A 16051-nucleotide genomic window follows, 5' to 3' on the forward strand; every position below is an offset into this window, starting at 1 on the left:
AATTAATTAAATGAGGTAAGAGAATGGCGAAAATACGTCTTGCAGATATTGCCGAAGAGATAGGGGTCAGTACAGTTACAGTGCACAATGCGCTTACGGGAAACAAAGGTGTGAGTGAAGATGTCAGGATCCGTATTTGCGAAGCTGCCGACAGGATGGGATATCAAATTCCATCTGTTTCAAAGAAGAATAGAGAAGAGAAGGAAGATTTTAAAAGTATAGGTGTGCTTATCGCGGAGAATTATCTTGCGGAATATACTACATTCTATTGGAAAATGTATCAGGAACTGGCAATTATCGCCACGGAAAAAAGATGCTTCACAGCAGTAGAAGTGTTGAAAAAAGTTGATGAAAAAAGAACATTACAGCTTCCTCTCAGTTTACAGGAAAATAAACTGGATGGATTGATCGTTATTGGAGAAATTGATAAGGCATATATCCAAAAACTGAAAAGCTCTACAGAGATTCCTGTGGTTTTTTTGGATTTTTATGATATGGATCTTGCCAAAGATGCTGTAGTGACGGATAATTTTTATGGCATGTATCTGATGACAGAATTTTTGTTCCAGCAGGGTGTGGAGGAACTGGCCTATATAGGCTCCGTCTATGAAACCAGCAGTATCATGGACCGGTATTGCGGGTTCATGAAGTCCATGATGCTTCATGGGAAAAATATACATCCGGAGTGGCTGATCGAAGATCGTGACAAGGCAGGACAGATCAGCTTTGAGCTGCCTAAAAAGCTGCCAAAGGGATTTGTATGTAATTGTGATCTTGTGGCATCTATGGTGATCGATAAGCTGTGGAAGATTGGGTATCGTGTGCCGGAAGACATTGCAGTGGTCGGATTCGATAACTATCTATATCCGGGTCTTCCGGATTTGAAAATTACCACTTATGAAGTGAACATGCACGATATGAGTAAAGTGGCGCTGGAAAAGGTTCTGAAGCAGATCAAAAATCCTAAGCTCGGCCGGGGATTGGATGTGATATCCGGGCGAATGGTCATCAAGAAAACAGTAAAAATAAAAAAATAGAGAGTGTTTTCATTTGCAGGAGGAGAACGCGATAGATTGAGAAAAGTCTATTGCGTTCTCTTTTTTTATGGCGTAGGGATGAAGCTATAGCACATGAGTGGACTTAAAATAAATCAATTAAAAAATAATTTAATATAAAATATTAATCAAAAATTAGCTATCATATACAAAAATACTCATTAATTTTTATGAATAACAGGGAAAAAGCGCAATAAATGATAAAAGACTTGAAAAACGAAGGGTGATGAATTAAAATTAAATTAACTTAAAAAGCATTAAAAAATTAATGGAGGTTATGTTATGAAAATGAAAAAGATCATGAGTGCAGGAGTCTTGATAATGATGTCTTTGTCACTGGCGGCTTGTGGAAATAATGAGGAGAAAAAGGAAAAAGAACCTGAGAATATTCCGACGATTGATTCGATTACACTTGGTGAGGATCATAAGGATCTGACTGCGTCCATCAAGGTACTGACAAACAGGACAGATATTGTAGATACTGTTTATAAAGGATATGCAGAAGAATTTATGAAACTTTATCCGAACATTAAAGTTACATACGAAGGTGTCACGGATTATGAAGAGTCCTTGACACTTCGGCTGACCACAGGGGACTGGGGAGATCTCTGTTTCATTCCAACATCAGTTTCCAAAAGCGAGTTGTCTGATTATTTTACGCCTCTGGGGGACGCGGATACCTTAGATAAGATTTATAATTTTATCCCGGAGAAATCCTATGGAGGAGAAGTCTATGGAATCGCTAACGGAGGTACCGCCGGTGGAATTGTCTACAACAAGAAAGTATGGGCCGATGCAGGAATTTCAGAGCTTCCGGCAACTCCTGATGAATTTTTGGAAGACCTGCAGACGATCAAGGATAAGACAGACGCTGTCCCATTATATACGAATTTTGCTGCCGGATGGACCATGGGGGCATGGGATGATTATATTTATATTCCTGCCACAGGGGATGCGGATTATAAAAACAAGCTTCCCCATCTGAAGGACCCGTTTTCAAAACAGGGGGATATGACAGGCCCATATGCCGTGTATTATACCTTATACGAAGCAGTAAAACGCGGCCTTGTGGAGGAAGACCCTGCAAGCTCAGACTGGGAATCTTCTAAAGGCGCGATTAACAAAGGTGAGATAGCAGCCATGGTGCTTGGCTCCTGGGCAGTGGAACAGTGTAAACAGGCAGGTGATACACCGGATAATGTAGGGTATATGCCGTTTCCAATCACCGTAGACCAAAAGAGATATGCAGGTTCAGGCGGAAATTATGGGTTCGGTATCAATAACCAGGCTCCTGAAGATAACCAGACTGCAGCAATGCTGTATTTGAAATGGCTCCTTGAAGAATCTTCGATCTATGAAGATGAGGGAAGTATACCGGCTCTTAAGGGGAAAGAACTTCCAGATGCGCTTGCGGATTTCCAGGGTGTGGAACTTCTGTCCAATGAACAGGCGCCGGAAGGAGAAGAAGATTTGTTCGATGAAGTAAATAATGAGAGCGAAGTTGGCCTGAACAATGATGATTACCCGGATTGTGAAATTCTTGAGGCGGCCCTTTACGGCACTAAGACAATAGATGAACTGATGGACGAGTGGAACGCAAAATGGTCGGGAGCACAGGAGTCACTGGGAGTTGAAATCTATGAATGAGAAGAAAAATGGTTTGCTCCAATGGATGAAAAGCCGGAAGGGACAAAAGATTCTTGTTATTACAACCTTTATGATCGTACCCCTTGTACTGCTTCTGGTATTTACCTATATTCCCTTTGGGAAGATGGTACAATTCAGTTTTTATAAGATGAAGTATATTGGGGACCGCACCTTTGTAGGGTGGGATAATTACATCGAATTATTTAAGAGAAAAGAAATATTTGGTTCCCTGCTTGTCAGTGTATATTACATGGGAGGGGCGGTAGTGCAGTTGGCACTGGCATTGTTTTTTGCAACACTGATGGTATTTAAGGTAAAGGGAGGGACTATATTTAAGGGCGCTATGTTTTTCCCATACTTGATCTGTGGAATTGCAGTTGGATTCATTTTCAAATTTTTCTATGCAAGAGGATTTGTGCTGGACTCTATTTTACAGATGTTTGGCATGAATCTGGAAAATATTCCGTACTGGCTGCAGGATCAGAGCATCAATAATATCTCTCTTGCCGCAACATCCGTTTGGAGGTATCTGGGGCAAAATATGATACTGTTTCTGGGTGCTATGATGTCCGTGGATACGGATCTGTATGAAGCGGCTTCCCTGGACGGAGCCAATAAATGGCATCAGTTTCGTTACATCATCATGCCCAGCATTAAGTCCATCATTGTCCTTAATCTGATCTTATCTATTAGTGGGTCATTGAGTGCTTTTGAACCGCCATACGTTATTACAAACGGTACTATGGGAACAGGAACCTATTTTGTCATTATGAACAGGATTGCTCATGAGAATCAAAAAGTAGGCCTGGCTTGTGCAATGGCAATCGTGCTGCTGTTGATCATCATTGTCTGTACAGTTGCACAGAAACTATTCTTCAAATATGTGTTTACGGACGGAAATAGTGATGAATCCGGGGCAGCAGTAAAGGCGAGAAAGGCAAAAGAAAAAAGCAGGAAAAGACTGGGACAGAAAGAAGGTGGAGTGCTGTGAAAAAATTTAAACCGGGTTCCTTTTTATTCAGTGTTATGAAATATGCATCGCTGATCCTGGCATCTGTGATATCCCTTACCCCTGTACTTGTGTGTGTGATCACTGCGTTTAAGACAAACGATGAGTATGCGGCTACATCTGTACTGGATATGCCGGCTTCTTTTATGAACTTTGATAACTTTAAGATTGCTTTTGAAAAAGCAAATATGTTAAGGGGATTTTTGAACACGGGGCTGGTACTCATTGTTGTTCTGACGGTATCTGTGTTTGTGGGTTCTATGCTGGCTTATGTACTCAACCGGTTCCGTTTTCCGGGCAGGGGGCTGATTGAAAACCTGTTTATGTTCGCTGCACTGCTTCCGGGAATTGCCATGCAGGTAACCGTATACCAGATCATGTATGCACTGGGATTTATCAATCATCTGTATGGATATATGATCGTGCTGATGGGAACGGATATTATTTCTATCTATATCTTCCTGCAGTTTTTTGAGAATCTTCCGGTATCTCTGGATGAGTCGGCTATTATGGATGGATGTACCTATTTTGGGGTATTTTTTAAGATTCTGTTTCCCCTTTTAAAACCTGCTATTGTAACCTCATTGGTTTTAAAAGGAGTGGGTGTATATAACGAGTATTATGCATCGAATCTATATCTGCAGGCCCCGGAATTAAAGACAATATCAACTGCATTATACACATTTACAGGCCCTTACGGGAATCAATATAACTATATCTGCGCAGGTGTGTTAATTACCATTATACCCATTTTTATTCTGTTTTTAATTTTTCAGAAACAGGTATACAGCGGAATGGCGGCCGGTGCGGTGAAAGGCTAAAATAGGAGAAAAATATATGAGTCAGTTTAAATTAATCAGTGCCGGTACGGCAAATATGCCCTGGCAGGACAGAACAGAGAAGACAGAGGGCGCTCCGGTATGGAGATATAAGGAAAATCCTATTATTGGGCGCAATCCGACAGCAGGTGTCGCCAGGATATTTAACAGCGCGGTGCTCCCTTATGAAGGGGCATTTATCGGGGTGTTCCGTGGGGAACAGACGAACGGGATCCCTTATATATATTTGGGAAGAAGCCAGGACGGTATTCACTGGGACTTTGAAAAAGAGAAGATTCAGTTTGTGGATGAAAACGGTGATCTGTTCATGCCGGTATATGCCTATGATCCCCGTCTTGTCCAGATCGACGATGCCTATTATGTGATATGGTGCCAGGATTTTTATGGGGCAGCCATCGGTATGGCAAAGACAAAAGACTTTCGGACATTTGTGAGAGTTGAGAATCCATTTCTTCCGTTTAACAGAAATGCTGTTCTTTTCCCGCGGAAGATTGACGGCAAATTCCTGATGCTGTCCCGCCCAAGCGACAGCGGACATACACCGTTTGGAGATATCTTCCTGTCAGAGAGCAAGGACATGGTCTACTGGGGCAGACACCGCCATGTAATGGGCAAAAGCAGTGAATGGTGGGAATCTGTGAAAATCGGAGGTGGAGCAGCGCCTATTGAGACAAGTGAAGGATGGCTGTTGATTTATCACGGGGTAAGCGGCACATGTAATGGATATGTGTATAGTATAGGCGGAGCAATACTGGATATCGACAATCCGTCTATTGTCAGATACCGCTGTGAGAATTTCCTGCTCACGCCGGAAACATGGTATGAAGAAAGAGGATTTGTGCCTAATGTGACATTTCCCTGTGCAACCCTGCATGACAGCAATACAAACAGGATGGCCATATATTATGGAGCGGCTGACAGCTATGTATGTCTGGCATTTACTTATGTGGATGAACTGGTGGAATATATCAAAGCCCACAGTGTGGTGAGGGAAAATGATACGGAGATTGGCAGGAAATAATATGGGATTGAAAGAAGAAATAAAAGCTGAATTGATGCAGAGGATCATACCCTTCTGGGAAGGGCTGCGGGATGACAGGGGCGGCTATTATGGGTACATGGACTTTGACCTGAATGTGGATCCGGAGTATGAAAAAGGCTGCATTCTCAACAGCAGGATCCTCTGGTTTTTCTCAAATGCCGCTGTCATGACAGGAGAGGAAAGGCTGTCCAGGGCTGCGGACCATGCCTATGAATTTTTGAAAACGTATTGCATGGACCAGGAATATGGCGGAGTTTACTGGTCTGTTGCCAGTGACGGGACCGCTGCGGATGCGGGAAAACATACATACGCTCAGGCTTTTGCGGTCTATGCACTGTCATCCTATTATGAGATGTCAAAAAAAGAAGAAGCGCTCCAAGATGCCAGAAAACTGTTTGTTCTGATAGAAGAGAAATGCACAGATGAGTACGGGTATCAGGAATCGTTTACAAGAGACTGGAAGCTTGAAAAAAATGAGAAGCTTTCTGAAAACGGACTGCTGGCAGATAAGACCATGAACACCCTTCTTCATGTATTGGAGGCATATACAGAGCTTTTGCGGGTGACAGGTGACGAGACGGTAAAAACGGCGCTGGAAAAAATATTAGAGATATTCCGAAAAAAGGTATATAACGAAGAAAAGCAGCAGTTGGATGTATTTTTTGATGAGAAGCTGCACACCATCAGTGACCTGTATTCCTATGGACATGATATCGAGGCAAGCTGGCTTTTGGACCGGGCGTGCCAAGTGCTCGGACAGGATGAGATTACCCGGCAGACAGAGGATTATACACAGAAAATAGCAAATATGGTATATTCACAAGCACTAAATGAAGACGGTTCTATGAATAATGAATGTTTCTGCGGGAAAATAGATACGACCAGAGTCTGGTGGGTGCAGGCGGAAGCCATGGTGGGATTTTATAACTGCTATCAGAAGACAAAAGACAAAAAATATAAAAAGGCAGTGGAAGACCTGTGGAATTATGTGAAAGCATATATGCTGGATCAAAGAGAGGGCGCAGAGTGGTTTTGGGAGGTGGACAGGCATGGAAAACCAGCCGGCGCAAAACCTGTTGTAGAACCGTGGAAATGTCCATATCACAACGGAAGAATGTGTATGGAAATGCTCAGGAGGATGTAAGAGATGTTGCATGAACAGTATCAGACAGAACAGGCTAAACTGGTAAAACTGCAGAATAGAAAAAATGAGAAAAGCGACTTTTATAATGGGATCATAGAGCGCTACAAAGACCCCATCCTCACAAGAAATCACATTCCGGTATTTTGGAAATATGACTTGGACAGTGAGACAAATCCTTACTTTCAGGAACGGCTGGGGGTCAATGCAGTGATGAACTCCGGAGCCATTGAACTGGACGGAAAATATTACCTTGTTGTGAGGGTGGAAGGAGCCGACCGCAAGTCATTCTTTGCGATCGCGGAGAGCGATACAGGTGTGGACGGATTCCGGTTTTGGGACTATCCGGTTTTGCTGCCGGATACCGTGCCGGAGGAGACGAATGTGTATGACATGCGCCTCACCAGACATGAGGATGGTTATATCTACGGGGTATTCTGTTCAGAGAGTAAAGATAAAGAGAGCAGTGATCTGTCAGCGGCAGTGGCAGAAGCGGGAATTGCGAGGACAAAGGATTTAAAGAGCTGGGAGCGGCTTGACAATCTGAGAACGCTTCAGTCACCGCAGCAGAGGAATGTAGTGCTTCATCCTGAATTTGTGGATGGGAAATATGCTTTTTATACCAGGCCTATGGATGGATTTATTGAGACAGGCAGCGGCGGGGGCATTGGATTTGGGCTTTGCGAGGATATTGAACATGCGGTGATCGAAGAGGAAAAGATCATCAGTCCAAGGGTCTACCATACACTGACAGAAGCGAAAAACGGTGCGGGTGCGGTGCCGATCAAAGGCAGAAAATGCTGGATACACATTGCTCACGGTGTGCGGAATACGGCGGCAGGGCTGCGGTATGTGCTTTATGCATTTGGGACGGATCTGGCACACCCGGACCGGGTCATCGCAGAACCCTCCGGGATGTTCCTGGCCCCTCTGGGGGAAGAACGGACAGGAGATGTGTCCAATGTGGTATTTACTAATGGCGCGGTGGCCAGGGAGAACGGGGATGTATATCTTTATTATGCCTCATCGGATACACGGATGCATGTGGCTGTGACCACAGTGGATCAACTGGAAGACTATCTTTTCTCTACGCCTAAAGATCCGCTCCGTTCTGCGGACTGTGTAAAGCAGAGATGTAAACTGATAGAAAAGAATTTGAAGCTTCTCCGTATGTGATGAGCTGTCCGGGCAGCGGATGCGCGGCATCCATCCGGAACGCACTTCTTTCAGAGAGCAGTTTTCAGACACTCTCTAAGACAGGAGGAGACAGAATGAACAGATATTTTCAGAACATCAGAGAGAAAACCGGGGGGATGAACACAGGACAGAAGATAGAGTATATACTAACATATTACTGGTATCACATTTTGGGACTGCTTGTACTTATATTCCTTCCGGTTTTTCTTCTGGTCCATTTTTTCTTTGGAAAGACAGAGCCGGAGTTTACCTGTGTAATGATAAACCAGTCCATTGATCATCAAAGGGATGAAAAAATGGAACAAGAATTTTCCAGGGCCAGCGGCATAGAGGACAGGTACCTTGATTTTGATTCGGATTACAACATTTCTTATGGTGACACCATACTGGAAGGTGTAAATGAAAGTTCCTATGAAAAATTTTTCTTTCGGTGGTCATGCCAGGAACTGGATGCAGTGATCATGCCGGAAAGCTTTCTGGAATATTGTGCGGACCTGGGCGGAGAGTTTGAGAATATCCGGGATTTTGAAACAGGGACACTGAAGGTATGCGAATACAACAAAAAAGCGGTAGGGATAAAAGTCGGCAGTACCCCGCTGAAGAGACATCTCAATGAGGGCGGGGAAGAACTGGTCCTTGCCTTTCCAAAAAATGGAAAACATCGGGAGAATTGTCAGAAATTCCTTGCGTTTATGCTGTCAGTGGAGGAAAAATAATGAATGTGAAAGAAGCATATGAATATTGGTTAAATGATCCATATTTCGATGAAAATATAAAAAAAGAGCTGCGCGAAATTGCAGGAGATGAAAAGGCAGTTGAGGAGCGGTTCTACCGAGAACTGGAGTTTGGCACAGGGGGACTTCGCGGGATAATTGGGGCAGGAACAAACCGTATGAATATTTATACGGTGAGAAAGGCAACACAGGGACTGGCTGACTATATCCTGGAGCAGAAAGGACAGGAGAAAGGGGTTGCCATCGCCTTTGATTCCCGGAACATGTCTCCGGAATTTGCCGGCGAGGCAGCTCTTTGTCTGAACGCAAATGGTATAAAGACGTATTGCTTTCCCTCTCTTCGTCCCACACCGGAATTGTCCTTTGCGGTACGAAGGCTTGGCTGTATTGCCGGGATCGTGATCACGGCAAGCCATAACCCAAGAGAGTATAACGGTTACAAGGTATATTGGGAGGATGGGGCACAGATCACATATCCCCATGATCAGAATATTATGAAACGGGTCAGTGAGGTGACATCCTACAGTCAGGTAAGGACTATGAAACTGGAGGATGCAAAGAAAGCCGGTCTGTACTGCTGCGTCGGGGAAGAATTAGATGACGCTTATATAGCGGAAATTAAGAAGCAGAGTATTCACCCGGATGTTATCCGGGAGATGGCGAAGGATATCAGGATCGTCTACACCCCGCTTCATGGAACAGGGAATCTTCCGGTCAGGCGCGTCCTGAAGGAACTGGGATTTGAGCGCATATATGTTGTAAAGGAGCAGGAGCTTCCGGATGGGAATTTTCCTACAGTGGCATATCCAAATCCTGAGGATGCAGGAGCATGGACACTTGCACTTTCACTTGCAGAAAAAGTGGATGCGGATATTGTGCTTGCCACAGATCCGGATGCAGACCGCCTGGGAATCTGCGTAAAAGACGCAAGATCAGGGGAGTATATAAGCTTTACCGGAAATATGTCGGGAATGCTGATCGCTGAGTATATTTTAAGAGAGCGCACGAAAATGCATACCATGCCGGAACATCCCGCTTTGGTGGAGACCATTGTGACCACAGACATGGCAAAAGCCATAGCGGCAGATTATCACACTGGGCTGGTGGAAGTGCTGACCGGATTCAAATACATTGGAGAACAGATTAAAAGATTTGAGAAGGACCATTCCTATGATTACGTGTTTGGTCTGGAAGAGAGCTATGGCTGTCTTGCGGGAACTTACGCCAGGGATAAAGATGCCTGTGTGGCAGTGATGATGCTCTGTGAGGCGGCGGCATTTTACAAAAAGCAGGAAAAAACCTTGTGGGACGCCATGGAAGATATGTATAAAAAGTACGGATACTACAAAGAAGGAATGGAGTCTCTTACGCTGAAAGGGAAAGATGGAGCCGGAAAAATCCAGATGATGATGGCAGAAAAAAGAGCGAATCCGCCCAGAACCATCGGCGGACTTAAGGTACTAGCCGTGAGAGATTACAGAGAAAATACAAGAAAAGATTTTATCAGCGGAGAAATCACCAAGACAGGACTGCCCTGCTCCAATGTACTCTATTACGAATTAGAAGAAAATGCATGGTGCTGTATCCGGCCGTCAGGTACAGAACCAAAGATAAAATATTATTTTGGAGTGAAAGGTACTTCCATGAAAGATGCCCAGAGAAAGCTGGAGCGGGTAAAAGAAGATATGATGAAGCTGGAAGAGCCGGGAGACTGATATGAGTATTTTAAAGCTGAAACCAAGCTGTAAGGATTATGTCTGGGGCGGACACCGCCTGGCAGAAGAATATGGAAAAGAAAATAACGGGGAGAAATTGGCTGAAACATGGGAATTGTCCTGCCATCCGGATGGACCTTCCTACATATCAAACGGAAAATATGCGGGGAGAACCCTGCAGGAATATATTGACGGAGAGGGAAAAGAAGTTCTGGGAACAAACTGCAGAAGATTTGGGGAGTTTCCCATTTTGACAAAATTTATAGACGCTAAAGAGAATCTTTCCATCCAGGTGCACCCGGATAACCGTTATGCGCTGAAAAATGAAGGACAATATGGAAAGACAGAGATGTGGTATGTCATGGATGCCAAAGAACATGCAATCCTTTATTATGGATTCAAAAAGGAAGTCAGTAAGGAAGAATTTGCCAGGCGCATTGAGGAGGATACCCTTTTGGAAGTCCTGAACGCTGTCCCGGTTCAAAAGGGCGATGTATTGTTCATTGAATCAGGCACTATCCACGCCATCGGAAAGGACATTCTCATCGCCGAGATCCAGCAGAACTCCAATGTGACCTACCGCGTATATGACTATGGAAGAGTTGGGGCGGACGGCAGAAAGCGGGATCTGCATATTGAGAAAGCTCTTGCGGTTACGAAAAGAGTGCCGATCATAAGAGAGAAAAAGAGTTATCCGCACATTGCGGACTGCGATTACTTCACCGTGGATAAATTAAATCTGGACGGAAATGTTATGCGAAAACTGGAGGGAAATGTGGGGGAAGCGTCCTTTGCAAGTATCCTGATGCTGGATGGGGAAGGTAGTATCTCTGACCAGGAGGAAACGCTGTCCTTCCAAAAAGGAGATAGTATCTTTTTACCGGCAGGGTGTGGGACTTATACGGTGGAAGGTACCTGTGATGCTCTGATCACGACCATTCGGGAAGCCGCACTTGGAAATGAGGCGAAAGTGATCAGGTCAGCCTGCCTGTAATGCCGCTGTCTACAGATATATAACAGAAGGAGAATAACTATGCCGATTACTTTTAATAAAGAACAAAATTTATTTTCCATAAGCAGCAGGCACACAACTTATGTGATCGCCATCACGGACGAGACATATTTGTGTCACGCTTATTATGGAAAACGAATAGGAGGGGCGGATTTTCGTTATCTGCTGAGAGAAGACGAGGCACCTTTTGTCCCCAGCCGCAACAAGAGAGAGAAAAATTCCTTTTTAGATATGGCGCCCATGGAGTATCCGGAGACGGGAATGGGCGATTACCGGGAATCTGCTTTCTGTATGCGAAACATGACAGGACACCGGGCCAGTGAGCTGAAGTATAAGGAACATCGGATCCTGGAAGGAAAACCGGAGCTGGAAGGACTGCCGGCAACATTTGGCACAAAAGAGGAGTGTACTACGCTTCAGATCATTTGTGAAGATATGTTGACCAAGGTGGAAGTGTGTCTGCAATATACCATATTTGAGGAAGAAGATGCGCTTACCCGTTCAGTTTTGGTTGAAAATAAAGGAACGGAGACCGTGTATCTGGAGAAGGTCTTAAGTGCCTGTCTGGATATGGCGGATCAGAAATTCGAGGCAGTCAGCCTGCACGGTTCCTGGGCGAGAGAAAGGCATATCCAAAGGACCCCTCTCTCCTACGGAAGATTCAATGCAGCATCCTTCAAAGGGGAATCCAGTCATCAGGAGCATCCGTTTCTGGCGCTGGTAACACCGGATACAACGCAGACGGCCGGGGAAGTCTATGCCATGAATTTTGTCTATTCCGGTAATTTTATCGGACAGGTGGAAAAAAATCAGTTTGACAGCGTGCGTATGACCATGGGAATCCACCCAGAAGGTTTTGAATGGAAGCTTCTTCCGGGAGAGTCTTTTACAGCTCCCGAGGTGGTCCTGGTCTATTCGGATGAAGGTTTGGGTAAGATGACCAGGTGTTTCCACGATTTATATAGATCACATCTGATCAGAAGTCCATATGTGCATAAAAAGAGACCGGTTTTGATCAATAACTGGGAGGCCACATACTTTGATTTTGATGAGCAGAAATTGATCCAAATTGCCAAAGAGGCTTCTGATCTTGGAATTGAGCTGCTTGTTATGGATGACGGATGGTTTGGCCACAGGAGCAGTGACGACAGCTCTCTTGGAGACTGGCAGGTGAATGAAGAGAAGCTAAAAGGCGGTCTTTCCTATCTTGCAGAAGAAGTAAAAAAGACAGGTATGAAGCTTGGCATCTGGTTTGAACCTGAGATGATCTCTCCGGATTCAGATCTGTTTCGGACCCATCCGGACTGGGCACTCCAGATACCCGGGCGGGAGATCACACAGAGCCGGGCACAATATGTCCTGGATCTTTCCCGTCAGGAAATTGTGGATGCGGTATATCATATGATATCCGCCATTTTACACGAGGCAGATATCTCCTATGTAAAATGGGATATGAACCGGCAGCTTACCACCATGGGAAGTAAAATGCTTGCATCAGATCGCCAGGGAGAACTGTATCACCGGTACATGCTGGGTGTCTATCAGATGCAGGAACGTCTGTGCCGGGAATTTCCGGAGCTGCTTCTGGAGAACTGCTCAGGGGGAGGCGCAAGATTTGATCCGGGAATGCTGTACTATAGTCCTCAGATCTGGTGTTCTGACGATACCGATGCGGTGGAACGTCTTATGATCCAGGAAGGTACCTCATTGATCTATCCCTTATCCTGTATGGGTGCCCATGTCAGCGTGTGTCCCAATCATATTGTGGGAAGAAATACACCATTCACTACAAGGGGAACCGTAGCGCTGTCAGGGACTTTTGGGTATGAACTGGATATTACAAAAGCTTCGGAGGAAGAAAAACAGGAAATAAAAAGGCAGATAGAATTATATCATAAGATTCAGCCATTGATTTCAAAAGGGGACTATTACAGGCTGCAGTCATATTCTGAAAACCGGGAGGAAGACAGTTGGATGGTGGTCGGTAAAGATAAGAAAAATGCGGTGCTGTTTCATGTACAAGTCATGGCAAAACCCAATGTGAAGAGCAGATTCCTCAAATTACAGGGACTTCATCCTGAATGGGATTATCTTGTGAATGACCACGTATATACCGGTGCAGTGCTTATGTATGCCGGTATGAAACTTCCGGCGCTGCAGGGGGATTTTGGAAGTATGCTTGTGGAAATTCGGGCGGTTTGAAAAGGCGGAGTTCTTCTATATAATGATCACATACAATAAATTCTCGGGAAAGAATTTAAGAAACTATAGTATGCAGTCAAGTTAAGGAGGATCCCCGCATGAAACTGGTGGGAGCGCTTACGTACCGTAAGCTGCTCAGTTATCCGGAGTCAGCAGAGCTAGCAAAGCATATGGAAGGCGCTTGTTTGCTGTATGAAACAAGTGTCTTTCTTGGTTTTAAATCATATTTCATAATCTCATAAATTGAATTACAGTAAGATCTATGTTAAACTCATTGCAGAACGCAGGAATCAGCGGTGCCAATGAGGGGGGAGCAATGGATGATCAGGATAGCAGTTGTGGAAGATGACGAAGACTATATTGCTGTGATCAAAAAGTACATCGTGAGATATATGAAGGAAAAAGGCGATACCATCAGTGTTGACGTTTTTCAGGATGGAAACCAGATCGTCTTTGACTATCAGCCGGTTTACGATATCATTCTGATGGATATTGAAATGCCGAAGATGGACGGGATTTCGGCAGCGGAGAAGATCAGGGAATTGGACAAGGATGTTATTATTATTTTTATTACCAACATGGCGCAGTATGCCCTGAAAGGATATCAGGTCCGGGCGCGCTCTTACATTCTGAAGCCGGTTAATTATTACAGTCTGGCTCTGGAGCTGCAGGAAGCGATTGCCATGATTTCCAGGAAGGTCGATGATACGATACTCCTAAAGGATGATGATGTTCTGAAAAAGATCAGTGTAAACGATATTTATTACCTGGAGAGTCAGCAGCATTATATCATTGTTCATACCAAAACCGGAAATATAAGGATACGAGAAAGCATGAAAAACATGGAGCGGAGACTTGAAAAGTCATATTTTCAGCGCTGTAATGTAAGCTATCTTGTCAATCTTGCGCATGTTTCATCAATTGACAGAGATATCGTAGTGGTTGGCGGGGAACGGATTCCAATGAGCAGACAAAAAAGTAAGAGTTTTGTATCTGCACTTACGGACTACATTGGAGGTAATATAAATGCTTAGGACAGTAACAATAGACGGCCCCATGTTCTTTATGTCACTGTGCGAAATGGTTTTGATCGTTTCATTTATGCCAGAGAAGCAGAAAAGAAAAAGCAGGCTGTGTTTTCAGCTTTTATTGGCAGCGGCCATATTTATTACAGTAAATATTATAAATTATTTCGTGGTAGATTCATCGAATGCATCAACAGCATTACAGGCACCACTCTGCTTTACTGCCACGCTGGTCTGTGCTGTCTGCGGAATGGGTATGAACGGAAAAACCGCAGTGTATTGTACGGTCTGGTCTTATCTGCTCACGGAGGTTACTGTGCAGAGTGTAATGCCGATTATAGGCGGGATGCGGATCAGCAGTCAGATCATATCCATTGCAGTGTCCTATATGCTGTATATGTGTGCTGCAGTGTGTATGTACTGTTTTGTTAAGAAATGGCTTTCTGTTAAGCTGCAGTATGATCACCATTATCATGTGGGACGCCAGAAGATGCTGGCTGTCGTTCTGGCAGCGATGGCATATACGGTCCTTGCCAATTACCAGTTTATTTTCTGGCTGCTTGGATACGAACCTGAAAGCCAGTCTAATATGATAGCCGTATTCAGGCTGATAGCCGGGGTGGGCTGTCTGATTTTCCTGTATATGCAAAATAGTATTGAAAAACGGCAGGCGGCAGAGCGGGAGCTGGATATGCTTCAGCAGCTCTGGTACCGTCAGCGGGAGCAGCTTCGTATATCACAGGAAAATATCGACCTCATTAACAGGAAGTGTCATGATTTAAAATATCAGATGGCGGCATTAAGAAAACTTGGTGAGGGAAGGGAAATAAATGCCCAGTTAAAGGAGATGGAACAGGCGGTAATGATCTACGATTCTGCAATGAAGACGGGAAATCCTGTTCTTGATACTGTTTTGACTGAAAAAAGCCTTTATTGCGAGGCAAACCATATAAATATGACATGTATGGCTGACGGAAAAAAATTGGATTTTGTGGGAAAAGTGGACTTGTATACCATGTTTGGCAATGCGCTGGATAACGCGATTGAAAGTGTTATGCATCAGACAGATGTGGATAAGCGGGTCATTCAGGTTTCCGTTTTCCATGAAAAGAGATTAGTTATGATCCGGGTGAAAAACTATTGTGAGAATAAGCCTGTCTTTAAAGATGGTTTTCCAGTCAGTGAGAAGGAGGAAAAAGGATATCATGGGTTCGGACTGAAGAGTATCCGTTATACCGCAGAAAAATATGGAGGAGGTGTTGTCTGCCAGGCGGCGGATCATTACTTTGTACTCCAGATTCTCCTGCCGATTCCGGAAGGAACCGGTTGATCCGCAGAAGCCGCAACAATCATAGAGGAAACAAAAGAAACAGCAGTAAATGGAATGTGTGTATAAAGTGCAGACCATTTGCTGCTTTTTTATTGGAAAAACG

14 protein-coding genes are annotated in these 16051 nt (G+C 44.3%); all 14 read left to right on the forward strand.

Annotation, left to right across the window (positions count from 1 at the left end):
* The first annotated feature begins 23 nt into the window (after window positions 1–23).
* The 14 genes from BLCOC_RS09810 to BLCOC_RS09875 all read left to right on the forward strand — a co-directional run bounded on the left by BLCOC_RS09810 (window position 24) and on the right by BLCOC_RS09875 (window position 15948).
* The gene (locus BLCOC_RS09810; RefSeq protein WP_115625176.1) at window positions 24–1037 is read left to right on the forward strand and encodes a LacI family DNA-binding transcriptional regulator; all 1014 of its coding nucleotides are present in this window, start codon (window positions 24–26) and stop codon (window positions 1035–1037) included.
* A 300-nt stretch (window positions 1038–1337) separates the two neighbouring features.
* Window positions 1338–2702: an ABC transporter substrate-binding protein gene (locus BLCOC_RS09815; protein ID WP_115625177.1), complete on the forward strand. Its 1365-nt coding sequence runs from the start codon at window positions 1338–1340 to the stop codon at window positions 2700–2702.
* Window positions 2695–3693, forward strand: coding sequence for a carbohydrate ABC transporter permease (locus BLCOC_RS09820; protein ID WP_115625178.1), 999 nt, complete (start codon window positions 2695–2697; stop codon window positions 3691–3693). The genes BLCOC_RS09815 and BLCOC_RS09820 overlap by 8 nt, the downstream gene beginning before the upstream one ends.
* A complete protein-coding gene (locus tag BLCOC_RS09825) occupies window positions 3690–4532 on the forward strand; it encodes a carbohydrate ABC transporter permease (RefSeq protein ID WP_330412220.1) in 843 nt (280 codons plus the stop codon). The genes BLCOC_RS09820 and BLCOC_RS09825 overlap by 4 nt, the downstream gene beginning before the upstream one ends.
* A gap of 16 nt (window positions 4533–4548) precedes the next feature.
* Window positions 4549–5571 carry a glycoside hydrolase family 130 protein gene (locus BLCOC_RS09830; RefSeq protein WP_115625179.1) on the forward strand — a complete coding sequence of 341 codons (1023 nt, stop codon included), beginning with the start codon at window positions 4549–4551 and terminating at the stop codon, window positions 5569–5571.
* 1 nt (window position 5572) lies between these two features.
* Window positions 5573–6736, forward strand: coding sequence for an AGE family epimerase/isomerase (locus tag BLCOC_RS09835; RefSeq protein WP_115625180.1), 1164 nt, complete (start codon window positions 5573–5575; stop codon window positions 6734–6736).
* A gap of 3 nt (window positions 6737–6739) precedes the next feature.
* The gene (locus BLCOC_RS09840; protein WP_115625181.1) at window positions 6740–7909 is read left to right on the forward strand and encodes a glycoside hydrolase family 130 protein; all 1170 of its coding nucleotides are present in this window, start codon (window positions 6740–6742) and stop codon (window positions 7907–7909) included.
* A 95-nt stretch (window positions 7910–8004) separates the two neighbouring features.
* Window positions 8005–8646 (forward strand): hypothetical protein, encoded by a 642-nt coding sequence (locus BLCOC_RS09845; protein ID WP_131918407.1) that lies wholly within the window; start codon window positions 8005–8007, stop codon window positions 8644–8646.
* Window positions 8646–10379 carry a phospho-sugar mutase gene (locus BLCOC_RS09850; protein WP_165907312.1) on the forward strand — a complete coding sequence of 578 codons (1734 nt, stop codon included), beginning with the start codon at window positions 8646–8648 and terminating at the stop codon, window positions 10377–10379. The genes BLCOC_RS09845 and BLCOC_RS09850 overlap by 1 nt, the downstream gene beginning before the upstream one ends.
* A 1-nt stretch (window position 10380) precedes the next feature.
* Window positions 10381–11373, forward strand: a complete 993-nt coding sequence (locus BLCOC_RS09855) for a type I phosphomannose isomerase catalytic subunit (RefSeq protein WP_115625183.1) — start codon at window positions 10381–10383, stop codon at window positions 11371–11373.
* A gap of 39 nt (window positions 11374–11412) precedes the next feature.
* The gene (locus BLCOC_RS09860) at window positions 11413–13593 is read left to right on the forward strand and encodes an alpha-galactosidase (RefSeq protein WP_115625184.1); all 2181 of its coding nucleotides are present in this window, start codon (window positions 11413–11415) and stop codon (window positions 13591–13593) included.
* A gap of 98 nt (window positions 13594–13691) precedes the next feature.
* Window positions 13692–13835 carry a hypothetical protein gene (locus BLCOC_RS09865; protein WP_165907313.1) on the forward strand — a complete coding sequence of 48 codons (144 nt, stop codon included), beginning with the start codon at window positions 13692–13694 and terminating at the stop codon, window positions 13833–13835.
* A 78-nt stretch (window positions 13836–13913) separates the two neighbouring features.
* A complete protein-coding gene (locus tag BLCOC_RS09870) occupies window positions 13914–14627 on the forward strand; it encodes a LytR/AlgR family response regulator transcription factor (protein WP_115625185.1) in 714 nt (237 codons plus the stop codon).
* On the forward strand, window positions 14620–15948 hold the full coding sequence (locus BLCOC_RS09875) for an ATP-binding protein (protein WP_115625186.1): 1329 nt from the start codon (window positions 14620–14622) through the stop codon (window positions 15946–15948). Before BLCOC_RS09870 ends, BLCOC_RS09875 begins: the two co-directional genes overlap by 8 nt.
* Window positions 15949–16051 lie beyond the last annotated feature (103 nt).

Origin of the sequence: Blautia coccoides (genome assembly GCF_034355335.1) — a bacterium.
Taxonomy (GTDB): Bacteria; Bacillota; Clostridia; order Lachnospirales; family Lachnospiraceae; genus Blautia; species Blautia producta.

Bases quoted from the DNA above. Each gene is read 5' to 3' on its own strand.
- BLCOC_RS09830 (WP_115625179.1), top strand. From the start codon at position 4,549: ATGAGTCAGTTTAAATTAATCAGTGCCGGTACGGCAAATATGCCCTGG.
- BLCOC_RS09815 (WP_115625177.1), top strand. From the start codon at position 1,338: ATGAAAATGAAAAAGATCATGAGTGCAGGAGTCTTGATAATGATGTCT.
- BLCOC_RS09845 (WP_131918407.1), top strand. From the start codon at position 8,005: ATGAACAGATATTTTCAGAACATCAGAGAGAAAACCGGGGGGATGAAC.
- BLCOC_RS09840 (WP_115625181.1), top strand. From the start codon at position 6,740: ATGTTGCATGAACAGTATCAGACAGAACAGGCTAAACTGGTAAAACTG.
- BLCOC_RS09860 (WP_115625184.1), top strand. From the start codon at position 11,413: ATGCCGATTACTTTTAATAAAGAACAAAATTTATTTTCCATAAGCAGC.
- BLCOC_RS09810 (WP_115625176.1), top strand. From the start codon at position 24: ATGGCGAAAATACGTCTTGCAGATATTGCCGAAGAGATAGGGGTCAGT.
- BLCOC_RS09820 (WP_115625178.1), top strand. From the start codon at position 2,695: ATGAATGAGAAGAAAAATGGTTTGCTCCAATGGATGAAAAGCCGGAAG.
- BLCOC_RS09870 (WP_115625185.1), top strand. From the start codon at position 13,914: ATGATCAGGATAGCAGTTGTGGAAGATGACGAAGACTATATTGCTGTG.
- BLCOC_RS09865 (WP_165907313.1), top strand. From the start codon at position 13,692: ATGAAACTGGTGGGAGCGCTTACGTACCGTAAGCTGCTCAGTTATCCG.
- BLCOC_RS09850 (WP_165907312.1), top strand. From the start codon at position 8,646: ATGAATGTGAAAGAAGCATATGAATATTGGTTAAATGATCCATATTTC.
- BLCOC_RS09835 (WP_115625180.1), top strand. From the start codon at position 5,573: ATGGGATTGAAAGAAGAAATAAAAGCTGAATTGATGCAGAGGATCATA.
- BLCOC_RS09875 (WP_115625186.1), top strand. From the start codon at position 14,620: ATGCTTAGGACAGTAACAATAGACGGCCCCATGTTCTTTATGTCACTG.
- BLCOC_RS09855 (WP_115625183.1), top strand. From the start codon at position 10,381: ATGAGTATTTTAAAGCTGAAACCAAGCTGTAAGGATTATGTCTGGGGC.